This window comes from Anaerosolibacter carboniphilus (genome assembly GCF_014205875.1).
Lineage (GTDB): Bacteria > Bacillota > Clostridia > Peptostreptococcales > Thermotaleaceae > Anaerosolibacter > Anaerosolibacter carboniphilus.
In genome coordinates, this window is the sequence record NZ_JACHEN010000043.1 from 1 (window position 1) to 15,238 (window position 15,238).

The 15,238-nt window shown below is 36.6% G+C and carries 17 protein-coding genes and 1 pseudogene; 2 read left to right on the forward strand and 16 right to left on the reverse strand.

Annotated elements, in window-relative coordinates:
• From HNQ80_RS23250 to trxA, 5 genes and pseudogenes are all read right to left on the reverse strand, one after another.
• Window positions 1–974 (reverse strand): annotated as a pseudogene (locus HNQ80_RS23250) (NADH-quinone oxidoreductase subunit F); the annotation flags it as partial.
• A gap of 3 nt (window positions 975–977) precedes the next feature.
• On the reverse strand, window positions 978–1,505 hold the full coding sequence (gene nuoE, locus HNQ80_RS23255; protein WP_184313210.1) for an NADH-quinone oxidoreductase subunit NuoE: 528 nt from the start codon (window positions 1,503–1,505) through the stop codon (window positions 978–980).
• Between the two features lie 316 nt (window positions 1,506–1,821).
• Window positions 1,822–2,409 carry a DUF3841 domain-containing protein gene (locus HNQ80_RS23260; RefSeq protein WP_184313212.1) on the reverse strand — a complete coding sequence of 196 codons (588 nt, stop codon included), beginning with the start codon at window positions 2,407–2,409 and terminating at the stop codon, window positions 1,822–1,824.
• Window positions 2,410–2,539: 130 nt separating this feature from the next.
• Window positions 2,540–3,010 carry a glycine/sarcosine/betaine reductase complex selenoprotein A gene (grdA, locus tag HNQ80_RS23265; protein ID WP_184313214.1) on the reverse strand — a complete coding sequence of 157 codons (471 nt, stop codon included), beginning with the start codon at window positions 3,008–3,010 and terminating at the stop codon, window positions 2,540–2,542.
• 24 nt (window positions 3,011–3,034) lie between these two features.
• Complete coding sequence (gene trxA / locus HNQ80_RS23270) at window positions 3,035–3,355, reverse strand: thioredoxin TrxA (RefSeq protein WP_184313216.1); 321 nt, start codon at window positions 3,353–3,355, stop codon at window positions 3,035–3,037.
• Window positions 3,356–3,741: 386 nt separating this feature from the next.
• Here trxA and HNQ80_RS23275 point away from each other — a divergent pair, with 386 nt between their 5' ends.
• Window positions 3,742–4,401: a TetR/AcrR family transcriptional regulator gene (locus tag HNQ80_RS23275; protein WP_184313218.1), complete on the forward strand. Its 660-nt coding sequence runs from the start codon at window positions 3,742–3,744 to the stop codon at window positions 4,399–4,401.
• Window positions 4,402–4,597: 196 nt separating this feature from the next.
• Here HNQ80_RS23275 and HNQ80_RS23280 read toward each other — a convergent pair whose 3' ends face one another.
• On the reverse strand, window positions 4,598–6,310 hold the full coding sequence (locus HNQ80_RS23280; RefSeq protein ID WP_184313220.1) for a methyl-accepting chemotaxis protein: 1,713 nt from the start codon (window positions 6,308–6,310) through the stop codon (window positions 4,598–4,600).
• A 36-nt stretch (window positions 6,311–6,346) separates the two neighbouring features.
• The gene (locus tag HNQ80_RS23285) at window positions 6,347–6,655 is read right to left on the reverse strand and encodes a hypothetical protein (protein WP_243183521.1); all 309 of its coding nucleotides are present in this window, start codon (window positions 6,653–6,655) and stop codon (window positions 6,347–6,349) included.
• Between the two features lie 325 nt (window positions 6,656–6,980).
• On the opposite strand from HNQ80_RS23285, the gene HNQ80_RS23290 reads away from it, so the two are divergent.
• On the forward strand, window positions 6,981–7,175 hold the full coding sequence (locus tag HNQ80_RS23290) for a thioredoxin family protein (protein WP_184313222.1): 195 nt from the start codon (window positions 6,981–6,983) through the stop codon (window positions 7,173–7,175).
• A gap of 318 nt (window positions 7,176–7,493) precedes the next feature.
• Here the strand turns inward: HNQ80_RS23290 and HNQ80_RS23295 are convergent, their stop codons facing one another.
• The 9 genes from HNQ80_RS23295 to HNQ80_RS23335 form a co-directional block, all read right to left on the reverse strand.
• On the reverse strand, window positions 7,494–7,946 hold the full coding sequence (locus HNQ80_RS23295; RefSeq protein WP_184313224.1) for a pyridoxamine 5'-phosphate oxidase family protein: 453 nt from the start codon (window positions 7,944–7,946) through the stop codon (window positions 7,494–7,496).
• Between the two features lie 178 nt (window positions 7,947–8,124).
• Window positions 8,125–8,337 (reverse strand): DUF1450 domain-containing protein, encoded by a 213-nt coding sequence (locus HNQ80_RS23300; RefSeq protein ID WP_184313226.1) that lies wholly within the window; start codon window positions 8,335–8,337, stop codon window positions 8,125–8,127.
• A 19-nt stretch (window positions 8,338–8,356) separates the two neighbouring features.
• Window positions 8,357–9,631, reverse strand: a complete 1,275-nt coding sequence (locus HNQ80_RS23305; protein ID WP_243183523.1) for an NAD(P)/FAD-dependent oxidoreductase — start codon at window positions 9,629–9,631, stop codon at window positions 8,357–8,359.
• 305 nt (window positions 9,632–9,936) lie between these two features.
• Window positions 9,937–10,938 carry a hydrogenase expression/formation protein HypE gene (gene hypE / locus HNQ80_RS23310; protein ID WP_184313230.1) on the reverse strand — a complete coding sequence of 334 codons (1,002 nt, stop codon included), beginning with the start codon at window positions 10,936–10,938 and terminating at the stop codon, window positions 9,937–9,939.
• A gap of 14 nt (window positions 10,939–10,952) precedes the next feature.
• On the reverse strand, window positions 10,953–12,017 hold the full coding sequence (hypD, locus tag HNQ80_RS23315; protein ID WP_184313232.1) for a hydrogenase formation protein HypD: 1,065 nt from the start codon (window positions 12,015–12,017) through the stop codon (window positions 10,953–10,955).
• Window positions 12,010–12,243, reverse strand: a complete 234-nt coding sequence (locus tag HNQ80_RS23320; RefSeq protein ID WP_184313234.1) for a HypC/HybG/HupF family hydrogenase formation chaperone — start codon at window positions 12,241–12,243, stop codon at window positions 12,010–12,012. The genes hypD and HNQ80_RS23320 overlap by 8 nt, the downstream gene beginning before the upstream one ends.
• Before the next feature lie 10 nt (window positions 12,244–12,253).
• Complete coding sequence (hypF, locus tag HNQ80_RS23325) at window positions 12,254–14,524, reverse strand: carbamoyltransferase HypF (RefSeq protein ID WP_243183525.1); 2,271 nt, start codon at window positions 14,522–14,524, stop codon at window positions 12,254–12,256.
• Entirely contained in the window at window positions 14,514–14,774 is a 261-nt protein-coding gene (locus tag HNQ80_RS23330; protein WP_184313236.1) for a hypothetical protein, read from the reverse strand. Before HNQ80_RS23330 ends, hypF begins: the two co-directional genes overlap by 11 nt.
• Window positions 14,767–15,228, reverse strand: a complete 462-nt coding sequence (locus tag HNQ80_RS23335; RefSeq protein WP_184313238.1) for a hydrogenase maturation protease — start codon at window positions 15,226–15,228, stop codon at window positions 14,767–14,769. The genes HNQ80_RS23330 and HNQ80_RS23335 overlap by 8 nt, the downstream gene beginning before the upstream one ends.
• Window positions 15,229–15,238 lie beyond the last annotated feature (10 nt).

Consider the following 15,238-nt stretch of genomic DNA (forward strand, 5'->3'; position numbering starts at 1 on the left):
TTTCCACCATTTCTTATGATCCATGGAACATTTGCAAAAGTTTCCACATTGTTAATATTGGTCGGCTTTTGCCAATATCCTTTTTGAGCAGGAAAGGGCGGTTTTAGCCTAGGCATACCCCTTTCTCCTTCCAAAGATGCAATCAGAGCCGTTTCTTCTCCACAAACAAAAGCACCAGCTCCCGCTTTAATTCTTATATCAAAATCAAATCTATTTCCTTCAAATAGGTTCTTCCCTAAAAAACCCTTATCTTTCGCCTGTTGAATTGCCTTTTTAAGGCGTAATATGGCAAGAGGATACTCTGCTCTTACATAAATAATCCCTTCTGTCGCCCCTATGGCGTATCCAGCAATCAACATTCCTTCGATTACGCTATGAGAATCCCCCTCCAGAATGCTTCTATCCATAAAAGCCCCTGGATCACCTTCGTCCGCATTACAAACGATGTACTTCGGTGTGTCTATAGACTGTCTGGCAGCATTCCATTTGAACCATGTAGGAAATCCTGCGCCTCCCCTTCCTCTAAGTCCGGAGGTTTTTATCACTTCAATAACTTCCTGGGGATTCATTTTGGTTACGCATTGTTCAATCCCTTGATATCCACCCCTTTCAATATACGCCTCTATATTTTCCGGATCCATCACACCACAGTTCCTCAAAGCAATACGTTTTTGTTTCTGCAAATTCCTTTCATCACCATCGGACATCATATATTGATCAAGCTTTCTAGCTTTCTTGATAGTTTCTTCAATGATTTCTTCCACCATCTCAGGTGTTACTTTTGTATAAGTAGTTTTGTTTCCATCATCATCCATTATGTCGATAATAGGCTCTAAATAACACATTCCTATACACCCGGTAGACATTAACTCTATATTTAAATTTTTGTTTTTTATCTGTTCTCCAAATTCCATAAACACTTTATTTGCTCCAGCAGCAATTCCACAGCTCCCTTGCCCTACAATCACCTTCATAAACTAAGCCTCCTTAGCTTCTTTTTGCTTTATTGCTTGAATAATTTCCTTCACTGTATCCAGTGTCAGTTTTCCGTGGGTTTCTCCATTGATCATCATTACCGGAGAAAGGCTGCAACAGCCAAGGCAAGCCACATTGCTTAAAGTGAAAAGACCATCCTCAGTGGTTTCACCTTCTTTGATTTTTAATTCTTCACGCAAAGCTTGCTCTATACCTTTTGATCCATTTACATGACATGCTGTACCTTGACACAACATAACTAGATATTTTCCTATTGGTTTCAAACGAAATTGTGTATAAAAAGTTGCTACTCCATGTATTTTTGCAGCCTTTATTCCAGTGTTCTCTGCAATATAATTCAATGCTTGCATCGGTAAATAATTATAGTACTCTTGAACCTCTTGCAAAATACTAATCAAACTACCTTGTGTTCCATTATATTTGTCCAATATCGATGTTAGCTTGCTCAAGTCTACCTGCGAATTCTTCATTTGCAATTTTACGTCTTTCTTTAAACTGCAACAGTCCATATTCTCCACTCCCTTCAATATTCAAATCCATTTAGTATTCCGCTGATAACGATTGTGCAACAACGTGCCATTACAGCCGTGTTAATTTTTAGATAATTCTAAATTTTTAGCTATATCATATCACGCTTTACTTTGTGTGTAAACTTGTTTATATTTTAATTAAGTTTATACTTTTTTTAATTTCCCTTCTTGTTTTTACTTTAGCTAAAGAACTCCATAAACGAAAAAGCCACTCATTTGAGTGGTTTCATATTTATATATAAGTATTATGTGCTATTCATCATAATCAATCTAGATATTTTCTATATGCTTAACGCTATAGCACATCTACGATCCATTCTTTTTTGATTTCCCATAAGGTAGCTTGGGTTGTTTTTGTAATAGATAAGTTATTTTCAAAAATTCTTTCCCAACTTTTTACGATCTTATTTCTCAATATTGGATAAAAATTCCCTTTATGCCCCATATACAAGGCGGATTCATCTCCAATATTATATCTTTTGAGTTCCTTGTTATAAAGTTCTTCATCTTCATCGTTCAAAGGTACATACCAATAATTCATTACATACCCCCACTTTTCTGAGTCTGTAAATACAGCATATTTTTTCTCCACTTCTAACGCCAGTACAATTGTACCCTCCGTTGGTTGAAGCATCAACTCGGAAGATGTGGAAAGCCAAATTGGATATTCTACACCTTCAGGCCTCTCAACAATTTTTTCTGCCCGTTTCACATACCAATCATATACATGCAGATAGTAATCTGATAGCGTATCTAGTTTTTGTGTAATATATTCTTTTTTAATACGATATACGCCCTTCTGCTCCAGTTCTTTTAGCACATTTTCATGCTGTCTCGTCCAAAGTTTCACTTTCTCATCAATGATGCAGTTTTGATTTTTCATAATCAGCCTTCCTTTTTTGGCTTGATTTCATAAGCATGATTCGAATACTTATAAAATAAATGGGTGATGTACCCACCACCCATTTACCACATTCCTCTAATTGCTACGCTAACAGCTTAAACTCTTAACTTTAGAATTTGCAGAATTGTTCTCTCATAGATGACATTTCAGCGATAATGGAATCAACATCTAGAACCATTTCCATCATACCGATTTGTTCATCATATACAGCTGGATCAACTGCTTCTTTGAATTCTGCATCTACCGCATGGTATACTCTGAGTCCTAACTGGACTCCTGCCAATGAACCTGCATATGTAGGGTCTCCATTTGTTACTGTTTCAGCAGCTAAGCCTGCAGCTTCTGCTTCAGCAGCACCAAGAAGAACGATAATATTTTCAGCACCGTACTTCTCTGTCATAGCTTTTACCCTATTTTGATTCTCCAGGTCCATTGCTCCTGCAGCCGTTCAGACAAAGCACTCAGTAGCAGAAAATACTACCTCAGCTCCTGTTCCTTTTAGGCATTCTTCCATTGCAGGACCTGGTATACCATCTCTGTCACCAATGATGATGACTTTTTTGCCATCGAACATACTCATGGTTACCATCCTCTCTTATCTCTTTTATTTTCTATGCTTATCAAGCATTTCCTCGATGTTAACTTTTGTCGCTGCTTCCTTGGTTACTTCTTCAATTTTTTGTCCATCCTTATAAAGGGATATGGTTGGCAGACCAAGAATCTTTTGTGATATAGCCAATCTTCTGGCTTGTGTAGTGTTTAGCTTAACAAACTTCACTTTGCCTTCATATTTAGCAGCCAAGTCTTCCACATCTGGCATCAAGGCCTTACATGGTTCACATCCGTCGCTCCAGTAGTCAACCAATACCAGACCCGATGCCTCTAATACTTCAGACTGAAACGTATCTTTATCCACTGATAACATGTATTCACCCCCTTTAATCTTTGTACAACACCTACAATATAATCCTTGTTCCATACATTATATACTCTTTCAAAGCATAGAATCAATTATATATACTATCCGTTTAGACCGTTTTCATTATATCATGCTTCAGATAATTTTGTAAATTAGTTTATAAAATAGCCCCGTTTTTTAAGCGTATCATTAACATGTTTTGAGTACAGTTCTTTTTAAATAATAAACTACTAATTTTACATTTTGCTGCCTATAATAAGCTTCTATTGACTATAATAATGATATCTCTTTTAACATAGAAAATCATTATAGCTTTACTGGATTCTTTTTAGATGCTAAATGTGCTATAATGTAAACAAATTTATATTATAAATAGCAGGTGATATTAAGTAATGGATAAAAAAGAAATACAACGAAGACGTATGATGAGTTATTTTATTGATGCCGCAAAGCAAATTATGGATGCTGAGGGACTGGAATTTGTTTCTGCTAGAAAGGTTGCCGATATAGCTGGTTATAATAGTGCAACCATTTACAATTATTTTGATAATTTAGACCATCTTATCTTTTTTGCATCCATGAAATATGTGAAAGAGTATGTAATGGATCTACCTAAATACACCAAAGGTGTACCCAATCCCGTTGAGAAGTACTTAAAAATCTGGGAATGTTTTTGTATTCATTCTTTTCATAACCCTAAAATTTATCAATTAATCTTCTTTAACAAGTTTAGTACTTCTTTAAACGATGTAGTAAAACAATATTATCAAATCTTTCCTGAAGAATTGGACGAGCAAGAGGAAGAATTGATGCCAATGTTATTGGAAAAGAATATATATGCGAGAGATTATGCCGCGCTGCAAGCATGTGCTAAACAAGGCTTTATTCAAAAAGAGCATATCTATGAGATTAACGAAATCAATTTATTGATGTATCAAGGTATGCTTCAGATAATATTAACTCAACAATTAGATTATCCACTCGAAGAAGCAGTAACACGCATGTTGAAATATATAAAGCAAGTCATGAAATCCTATTATTTAGCTAAATAATGATAATTTTCATCTTATCCTTATTGCAGATTGATCTATGGATATCTTATTAATAAAAGAAGAACCTCTTTTGCTTTAATGGAATTAGGCTAATACCCCATTACAAAGGAGGTTCTGTTTTATTTTCTAAAACAAGATTTTAACTAAAAAGAGTCTTAAAGTTTGGTGGCCGAGGTCAAGATCGGATGGTTATAATTTAAATAACAAATTTTTGTATCATGGCATTTAGCTTTTCAGCAAGCTCAGCTTGGGACTGGGCAACTTTAGATACTTCCTCGATGGCATCTGCAACTTGAGATGTATTGTCTGTAATTACATGGACACTTGCTGTTGTTTCTTCTGAAGTAGCAGACACAGACTCAATTGCAATTCCCACTTGCTCAATGACATTCGCAATGTTCTTCGCACTATCCTTAAAATTATCTGTCAGATTTCCAATATATTCAGCATCATTTTTATATTGAATACCTGTACTTACAAGGGCTTCATAATCCTTGTAGACCTTTTCATCAATAAATTGAAGTATCTCTCTCGCATTAATGGATAGGTTATCAAACGCCGAATAAACTTGCTTCGTAATATTTTGAATATCAGTGACAGTTCTAGAAGAAGCCTCTGCAAGCTTACGAACTTCTCCTGCTACAACTGCAAATCCTCTTCCAGATTCCCCAGCCCTTGCTGCCTCTATCGCTGCATTCAAAGCTAGAAGATTAATCTGATGAGAAATGCTCGCTATATCATCCGCCATCGTTTCAATCTCTTCTACAACTTTTCCTGCCTCAATGGCTTGAACAATTTTATTTTGTTTTTCCTGATATAACGTAACTGCATCTTTTTTTGATTGCTCTGCATTTTGTCTCATCGTTTCAGCTCTCGATAGAATTTCTAAAACTGAAGTATTCCCCTGCATCGCTTTTTCCACAAGCTTATCTGATGTGGTAGAAACTTCTTGACTTGAAGCATTTATTTCTTCTAACGAAGCACTGTTATCTTCCATACCTTGCGCAATTCCCTGGGTTGAAATACTGATATTTTGCATTTGCGCCAATACTTCTTCCGTAGTAGCAGATAACTCCTGGCTAGAAGCGCTCATATCTGCAGAATTCATAGCAATATCTTTTATAAGATCCTGTGTGTTCACTACCGCCTTATTTAACGACACCGCTAGAACGCCTAGTTCATCTTTTGAACGGATGTCCACTTGCTTTGTCAAGTCTCCCCTTGCTATGGTTTCTGCAAGGTTGACACATTTTTTAAGTGGAGATGTAATCATTCGAGTTAGTAATATACCTAGAGATATAGCTAGAATGGTTGCAATCCCAATCAGTACTGCCATTGCTCTAGTCGCATCTTTAAATCTAGCATTACTTTCCTTACTTATTTCACTAGCTACTTCTTTATTCAGCTCGATTAAATTATGTAATGATGCCTGTGTCTTATCTCCTAGCGCATTTAGGATCTGAAACTCTTTAAATGCTTCTTCTGTTTTATTTTCCTTCATCAATGCTAAATACCGGTCTTGTGATAATCTATATGCCGATAAATCTTCTTGAAATATACCCAGCAGATCTTTTTCCTTGTCTGTCAGATCCATACTAACATATGCCTTTATAAGCGTATTGTTTTCCTCTCTTGCTCTGTTTAAAGTATTCATAACCTCTGAAATGCTTTTATTATTTCCTTCCATCAATAGCTGAGAGAAGCTCAGTCTAATTTCCAGAACATTTTTCCGAACATCTGCGATTTGTTGGATAGGAAGCAATCTATTAGAATACATACGCATATTGTCATCATTAATTTTGCTCATATTGCTAATTCCTATGTATCCTACCAGGACAATAATGAAAGTGATAACAAGAAATGCCGTAATCAATTTAATACCTATTTTTAAATTTCTATACCACTGCATATATGCCACCCCTTATCACGTTATTCGTTCCTTTTTCTAGCTTCGTGCCCTTACATACTCTTTAAAGCATACATACCTTTCATCGATTATCTTTAATTTGAGCAATAGATTTCTTAAAAGATCTTCTTGATCCTGGACGTCATATTCTATATGCGTTCTTTCATCCGTATTGGTTATCTTAGCCAGAGTATCCTTTAATTTGTCCACTTTTTCTCTCAAAGCAGATACATTTTTAGTAACGATTTTCATTTCTTCCTGAAGATATTCATCGGTCCCATCAATTCCTAAGTCCTTTATCATATCTCTTATTGTCTCATAATGTCTTCTATATATCTTCATATCCATCTTCCTCGGCCTCCGTTCCCAAAATGTATTAAAGCTGCTTGCCTTTGAAACATATTCTTATGTATAAGGCTAACATAACCCTATTTTTGTGTCTGTGACTTCAATCACATACATGGATATAGATTTGAACTTCTAGATTTTCACATGAATATCTAAAATGAATTTACTTGAAGAAAATCTAAATCTAGAAAATAAAAATAAATCGAGTTGCTTAAAATATAAAAGTAAATGAATCTTAATCAAAGTGGACTATCGTCAGAAAAAACAGGGAGGATTGCCAATGGATTTAAAGATCTTAGAACATGTATGCTGAAGTGGTAGTGAAATGGAGCCCATCGTTGATGCGGCACTTGCAAAACTAGGCTTAAATATTGATTTCCAAATTATTAGTGATGCTAGAGATATTGTTAAACACGGCGTTATGAACGCGCCAGCTCTACTTGTGAATGGCACTGTGGCAGTTGCTGGCAGAATTCCTACCGTCGATGAAGTAGTAGAAATCATTAAAAGATCCCAATAATTTCCGTAGGTGTTGCAGCTGATATTTAGCCTTCACTATATTTTTCAGGCTGCATCGAATGTTACGAATAAGCTTTCATAGTCCTTTTCTAAGTATATTAGAGGTCCCTGTGTCGCAAAGTAGATAACGGTTCACTCTAAAATGCCCATGCGGCACAAGAAGCAGACTGTGCAACATCTGTTCCAGAAACGCAAGGCTAACGCATCTAAAAGTAGGACCTGCTAGATAAGATAGTTTAATCTGGCAGGCTCTATTTTTTTAGATGTATAAAAGGAACTATGGTAAGCTATGATCTAAGGAATCATTTGTATCTCAATACTAGAACCTTTCTAGTTCATCATAGATTGCTCTAAACAATTGCGGTGTTTTTTGAGATCTTTGGGAAACTTCAATCCCTCGTTCAATTTTGACAGTTGCCGTCGTATCACTTTTCACTTCTATTACATCAATCTGCAGCCCTACCATATGTTGATTTCCTTCCATCGATTCTTTTATTATTGCGGCTTCTCCTTTTATACTTAAAGCTATATCGCCCTCGGCAAGTAGTGATATCATTACTCTACCATCATGCTTAATATTTTCATAGGCTTGATGTCCCCTTGCAATACATGCATAGATTTTAGACGGTGATGGAATTTTTACTAAGTTAATTGGCGTTGTATGGGGAAAACCTGTTTCACAATTTATCGTTGCCAGCACCATAAACGCATTTTCTTTATTGATGAATTCTATGGCTTCCTGTGGGATTTCACTTCCTAATATTCTTGACATTTTACTTCCTCCTTTTTTGTCACAAACACTCTTTGTTCTTTAATATGTAGTAGCATATCACTCCTACAGGCTGTATTCTATGACTTCCATCACATTATGCTAAAATTAATTTACTGCTTAAAATAAAATGAAAGAACCTCTTGCACTGGTGGCTCTTTCATTTTATCAGAAGCGCTATTTACATTTGTTCTTTGATTTTTTCATATAATTCTTCTGGTGAATCCGCTTGGACAAATTCATCATCTACCAAAGCAAAAGGTCCCACAGCACAATCTCCACAATAGCCTAAACATGGTTCTATCTCTACGCTGATACCTTCATTTTTTAATCTCTCTGCGATGTCATCTGTACCATGACCGAAATTGTTTTCACAGAACTTTACTTCTGCCATATGCAATACACTCCCTTATTTATTTTCTCTTTTTTATTATCTCAATTAATTCGTGAAAAGATACCGTATTAAAATGAATACCATTTAAGTCAATTTCATTCTCTATGGCTGTTTTTAACGCTGGTGAATGTCTTATATCACCAATGACAATGGCACCAATAATCTTATTTTTGTGAATATAGACCTTGTTATATACATTTTCTGCTGACCTATCCTCAAGGACAACATCTGTTGCCTTGCTGTTTTCAATAACGCCCATGGAAAACAAGGACAAACCAAAGGCACTTAATGTTGTTACTGGGACAATATGTTCATAAATTTCATCTTTTCCAACCATATTGTATCCTGCCACTTTCCCATGGCCAATGGCAATATTCCATAGTCCATAGATTTCATTCTCATATTCGGCCACATCTCCTGCAGCGTAGATACCTTCAATAGATGTTCCCATTTTTTTATCAACGATAACACCTTTATTGAACCTAATAGGTGTGTCCTTTAAAAAATCAATGTTCGGTCTTATCCCTATGGAGTAGGTTATCATATCACCACCTATAACCTGTCCCTGTGCAGTCCTTATCCCTTCAACCTTATCTTCTCCAAGAATCTCATTTACTTGGGTATCCAGCATAACCTCTATACCATGACTTCTTACAGCTTTTTCTAATATCCTTGAAGCCTGTTCATCAAGCTGTCTCGGCATAAGTCGAGGCAGCAGCTCAATGAGACTTACTTTTTTGCCCATTTGAGATAGTATCCATGCTGTTTCTAGCCCTTGAATGCCTCCGCCGATATTTAGAATCTCTTGTTTATCTTTAACCTTTTCCTTTATATTCCATGCATCCTTCAGCGTTCTTAGGGTATAAACACCTGATTTATCGATACCGGGAATCGGCGGTTTAAAATTGTGGGCGCCAGTGGCTATTAGAAGCTTCGAATAATCGAACCTATCTCCTTTTGATGTACGAATAGATTTGTTATTTACATCTATCGAAACAACCTTTATATCTGTGTATAATTTTACATTGTTGACTTCATACCACTCTTTCTTTTGAATTAGTATTTTTTCTTCCTCTAAACTGCCAAGCAATCCCTTTGACAATCGTACGCGATTGTATGGATAAAAAGGTTCTTCTCCAAAAAGATGGATTTCAATTTCCTGATCTATTTCTCTTATAGATTTAATTGCAGTAATTGCAGCAATACCATTTCCAATAATGATTATTTTATCTACCAAATTTGCCACTCCTTTTTCATTATATAGTCTTAGTGTTTTACTTTGATTAATATCCATACTTCACAAATAGTTTAAAACCCATCCTAAAATTTGGAGTCCTTTCATTATTTTTCATTTATGATACATCTATTTGTATATTTATCTCCATCGGTAAAAAACTTGCACCCTCAAAAGGAAGAACTCTAAATACAACTTGGCCTCTTCCCTGATGATGAATATAGTGAGATTACCAATAGAATTCATATAAAAGAACTATAGAGATACAAAAGTACACTCTATAGTTCTTATTTGTTAAACAGCTTCTTTTCCCAGGCAATAAATCAACCGCCATATCTAGATAACTAGCTTTTCCGTTTTGAGAGCTAGCATATTCTAGGGATCATCTCTCCTTCCAAAGGTCTAATGATCCGTTTACCCCCAAAACTGTTTTCAATAAATACATATGGCTCTGTATCATTTATACACTCACCAATGATTTGAGCCTCCTTGCAATGATCAAGTTGTTGGATGTGTTGTAGTATTTCTATTGATTTTTCTTTATCTACTACCAGCACCATTCTTCCTTCGCAAGCAACATATAGAGGATCTATCCCCAAAATTTCATTTATTGCTGCTACTTCCTTTCGAATAGGGATATTTTTTTCAAATAATCGTATCCCACAACCTGAATGAACTGCTATCTCATTAAGTGCAGTGGCAATACCACCTCGAGTAGGATCTCTCATAAATTTGATATTACCCATATACGCTTCGAGCTGCTCTAATATTCCATGAAGAGGTGCGCAATCACTTCGAAAATCGCCTTTTACTTTTAATTTATATTGCTCAATTGCTATTGTTGTTCCATGTTCAGCAATTGTACCTGTAATAATAACTTGGTCCCCAGCATGGATCTTTTGGGTACGATAATTATTTCTAATTTGTCCTATTCCGCTGGTGTTAATAAAAATTTGATCTATGGCACCTTTCTCTACTACCTTTGTATCGCCTGTTACGATTTTGACATCTGCAAAGTGTGCAGTTTCTGCCATGGATGCAGCGATTCTTTCAAGCAGTCCTATATCAAGCCCCTCCTCTATAATCATTCCACAGCTAATATAAAGAGGTTTTGCACCAACAGCAACCAAGTCATTAATCGTACCACATACAGAAAGTTTTCCCATATCACCACCAGAAAAAAAGATAGGCTTCACTACATATGTATCTGTTGTAAAGGCAATTCGCTCCTGCCCAATTTCCAGGACAGCCGAATCTAAGCCCTTAGAAAGTATAGGGTTATGAAAATACTCATAAAAGATGTCATGAATTAACTGCATCGTATGACTGCCGCCGTTTCCATGGCATAATTTGATGGTGTTATCCATAGCATGTTCTCCTTTTATAACTGATATCGATAATATGAAGCACATGAACCTTCGCTGGACACCATACAAGGTCCCAAAGGATGGGTTGGATTGCATTTACTTCCAAACATATCACATGCTATTGGTTTTTTATGCCCCATTAGAATCTCCTTACAGATACACTGCGTATGGTTCGGTTTTGAAGCTAGTTTCATCCCAAATCTCTCCAGTGCATCAAATTCTGAGTAGTTTTCTTTTAAAACCAATGAGGAATTTCGTATATATCCTATACCTCTCCACTCTCCATCGGAGGTTTCAAACACTTCATTCATCACATCTTTTGCCCTTAGATTTCCTTTGGACCGAACAGATCGTTTATAGAGATTTTCAAAGTTCTTCTGACCAGTATTTCGGTAGCCTTGCATGATCTTATGTATGGCACTTACAATGTCTAGTGCGTCAAATCCCGCTATTGCAGCAGGCATATCATATTCTTGTTCGATGAATTGGAAATATTCTTCTCCCATCACCGCTGCCACATGACCAGGACAAATCATTCCATGAATATGCTGAAGATTTTCATTTAAGATTAAGCGCAATACAGGTGGCATAAGTCTTAGGGAGTTGAGAAAGTAGAGGTTGGATATATTTCTTTCCTTGGTCAATTTAATCGTAGAAGCAATCACTGGTGCGGTGGTTTCAAACCCAACTGCAAGGAATACAATAATCTTATCTCTATTATTTTGTGCAATTTCCAAAGCTTCAAAAGGTGTATATAGAATCGAAATATTTTTACCTTTTCTCCGCTGATCTAGTATACTTTCAGTGGAACCTGTTACTTTCACTAAATCACCGAAGGTAGCCAATATGATGTTATCATTTTCTAGAATCTGTATGGCTGCATCTATCACACTTTCCGGTGTTACACAAACAGGGCAACCTGGTCCAGATAACAGCTGAATGTGAGAATCTACTAATGTCCTTATACCATATTTTCCTATGGCATGGGTATGGGTTCCGCAGACCTCCATTATTTTCATTTCCAGTGGGGTATTTTCATTAATATCTTTTATCATTCTGCTTATCAAATTTTCATTCATTCATTTGTCCGTCCCTGCCCAATATATTTTCATATTGCTCTTCTAAAAAGCTATAGTACGCTTTGTTAATTTTCTCTATGGCACATCCTGCATGAACTAGAACATGATCACCTATCCTCGGCTCTTCGATAAGTTGAATATATATATTAGCTTTTACACCCATAATTTCTACAAGTGCATAAGTACCATCAATGCTTATAATCTCAGCGGGTACAGCTAAACACATTGTATCACCCCTACACTGTTTGATCTGCGATCACCAACTGACCTATGGAAACTCCACTATCATTGATAGGAATCTTTTGATTATAAAATACTTTCATTCCTATATGTCTAAGTTTATCTACCGTCTTGCTTAGTAGATATTGATTCTCGAAACAGCCACCACTTAAAGCCACTTCTGATAACCCATATTGTTCACTCAACATTTGAACAACTTGTACGGTTGTATTGCATAATGCATTGTGAAACTTTGATGAAATGATTGATAATGGCACGCCGTAATCTAGATCGAGCAGCACGCCTTCTATCATGCTTTTATAATCTATCTGTAGCACTTTGCCCTCCGCAGATACTTCCATCCTATAGAAATCATGAATCGTTGGATCTACTACATTTTCAAGGATAATCGCAGCTTGTGCATCATAGGATATTTCATGACATAGCCCTAAGATGGCAGATATACAATCAAAGAGACGACCTACACTGGATGATTGGTAACAATTCATATTCGCTTTTAGAGCCTGTTGGATAACATCAATTTTCTCCGATCTTATTTCATCCAGATAATGTCTTGGATCATAGCCTAAGGCATCTAAATAACATAATGCAATTCGCCAGGGTTCTTTTACTGATTGATCGCCCCCCTGAAGAGATACATATTTGAAGTGACCTACTCTCTCAAATTCTTTTATTGTCCCTATAAAAAACTCTCCGCCCCATACATTTCCATCTGACCCATACCCTGTGCCATCATAGACAACACCTATGACAGGCCCATTTACTCTATGCTCTACCATGCAGCTGACCATATGGGCATGGTGATGTTGGACAGATACTTTCTTCCCCTTGTATTTATCAAGATTATTCCTTGAGACAAACCCTGGATGCATATCGTAGGCAATAATTTCTGGGTTGATATTGGTAAGCTTTATTAAGTGCTCTATTGTATTTTGATAGAGCTTATAAGCATCAAAGTCCTTGATATCTCCCAGATATTGGCTGATGTACCCATAACCATTCTTAGAAAGGCAAAATGTACTTTTCTGTTCGGCGCCTAATGCGAGAATTTCATTTTTTACACCTGTCTTCACGATAAACGGTGCATAACCTCTACCTATTCTCGTAGTCATTTCACGCTTTTGAAAAACCCTTACAACGGAATCATCCACAGGCGTATGTATATGCCGATTGTGCATTAAAAAATAATCGGCTATAGTATTTAAAGTATTTAGAGCCTCCTCGTCTTGATATTGAATGGGCGCGTTGCTTGTATTCCCGCTGGTCATCACAAGAAAATGAATATCTTTTTGAAAGAGCATATAATGTAACGGGGTATAAGGAAGCATCATTCCAAGCTTTTGTGTATCTGGTGCGATGATTTCAGGTAAAACGAAGGGTTTCCTTCGATTTAACAGGACAATTGGCTTTCTATTGCTTTGTAGTATGCCTTCTTCCATTTCGTTTACATAACAGAGATTTTTAATATATTCCATATCTTTCGCCATGATGGCAAGGGGCTTATGGGGTCTATGTTTTCGTTGTCTGAGTAACAAAATAGCCTCTTGATCCTCTGCATTACATACCAGGTGAAAACCGCCCAGCCCTTTCATAGCAATGATCTTTCCTCTTTTTATCAGTTCGACCATTGTCCCTATTACATCATCACACTGAATTCTTTCCCCCTGCCGATCCAACAAAGATAAGGTAGGTCCACATGCTGGACAACAGGTAGGCTGCGCATGAAACCTCCTGTTTAACGGGTTCTCGTAGTCTTCTCTACAAGATGGGCACATATCAAATAACTTCATGGTTGTATCCTTTCTATCATAGGGAAAATCCTCAATAATAGAATACCTTGGTCCACATTTAGTACAGTTGGTAAATGGATACTGGTACCAACGGCTGTTCATATCTGATACTTCCTCCATGCATTCTGGGCATACACCTACATCTGTAGAAATGAACCTAAAATTTTCTTCTTTACCATCACTCTTTTGAATGGCAAACCCTTTGTATCCAGCTACATTTCTGCAAATTATTTCAATGCTCTCTATTCGGGCAAGTTGAGGTGGATCATGAATCAAGTGAAGGATGAATTCTCTTATATGCTCTTTGTTTCCTTCAGCATCAATCACAAGAGAAGCTCCGCTGTTGTTTACAAAACCTCTAATATCATATTTGTGTGCCAGATTGTAAACATATGGTCTAAATCCTACGCCCTGAACGATCCCAAATATCTTTATGATATATCCCTTCATAGCTGTATCCTTTTCTTTATCGGGCAAGAATATCACCTTTTAAGCTATGAATAACAGCAGATTGTTCTTCTATTTCTTCTTTTTGTACAAGTACATCTGTCCATTCCCCTACAGCGGGTGCATTATGCTCCTGCAAATATGTCTTTAGATTTTCCGAATTCACATGACTGTTTGGGCTAACACCAACTAAAATTTGATCCACCTTTAGAATATTATTTTCCTTGCACAAGCCATCTAGGGCCTGTGATATCCTGCCTAGCAGAATCGTATCATGCATCGTTTTTCCCCCTTACATACGTTTCAATACATTTTTTTACATTTTCACATATGTGTTGTAGAAGCACATCTATCGTCTGACTTAGTTCTAAGCCAAAAGAAATTTCAGCCACTTCTATGCCAATGAAAACACCCTTTACTGATTTTTTATAGATTCTAAGCCCTTCCACTAAACTAGGCTGATGTTGGGTAAAACATAGTTTGTCACTTAAATTCATATTTTCTAAGGGATGAACATGGATACTACCCGGTGTCCCTTCTCCATATGCTGCGTCTAGAATGATTAGGTCATCTCCATCATCAATCTGTCCAATACAGTAGTCTACATCGGTCTCTCCGATAATTAACTGGATATCCTGTACATATAAATAATCCTTTAGGTGTTGCGCTATATGAATAGCAACACCATCATCCTTCATCATTCGATTTCCTATGGCTATCAGTTTTCTTCTCATAAAATGCCCA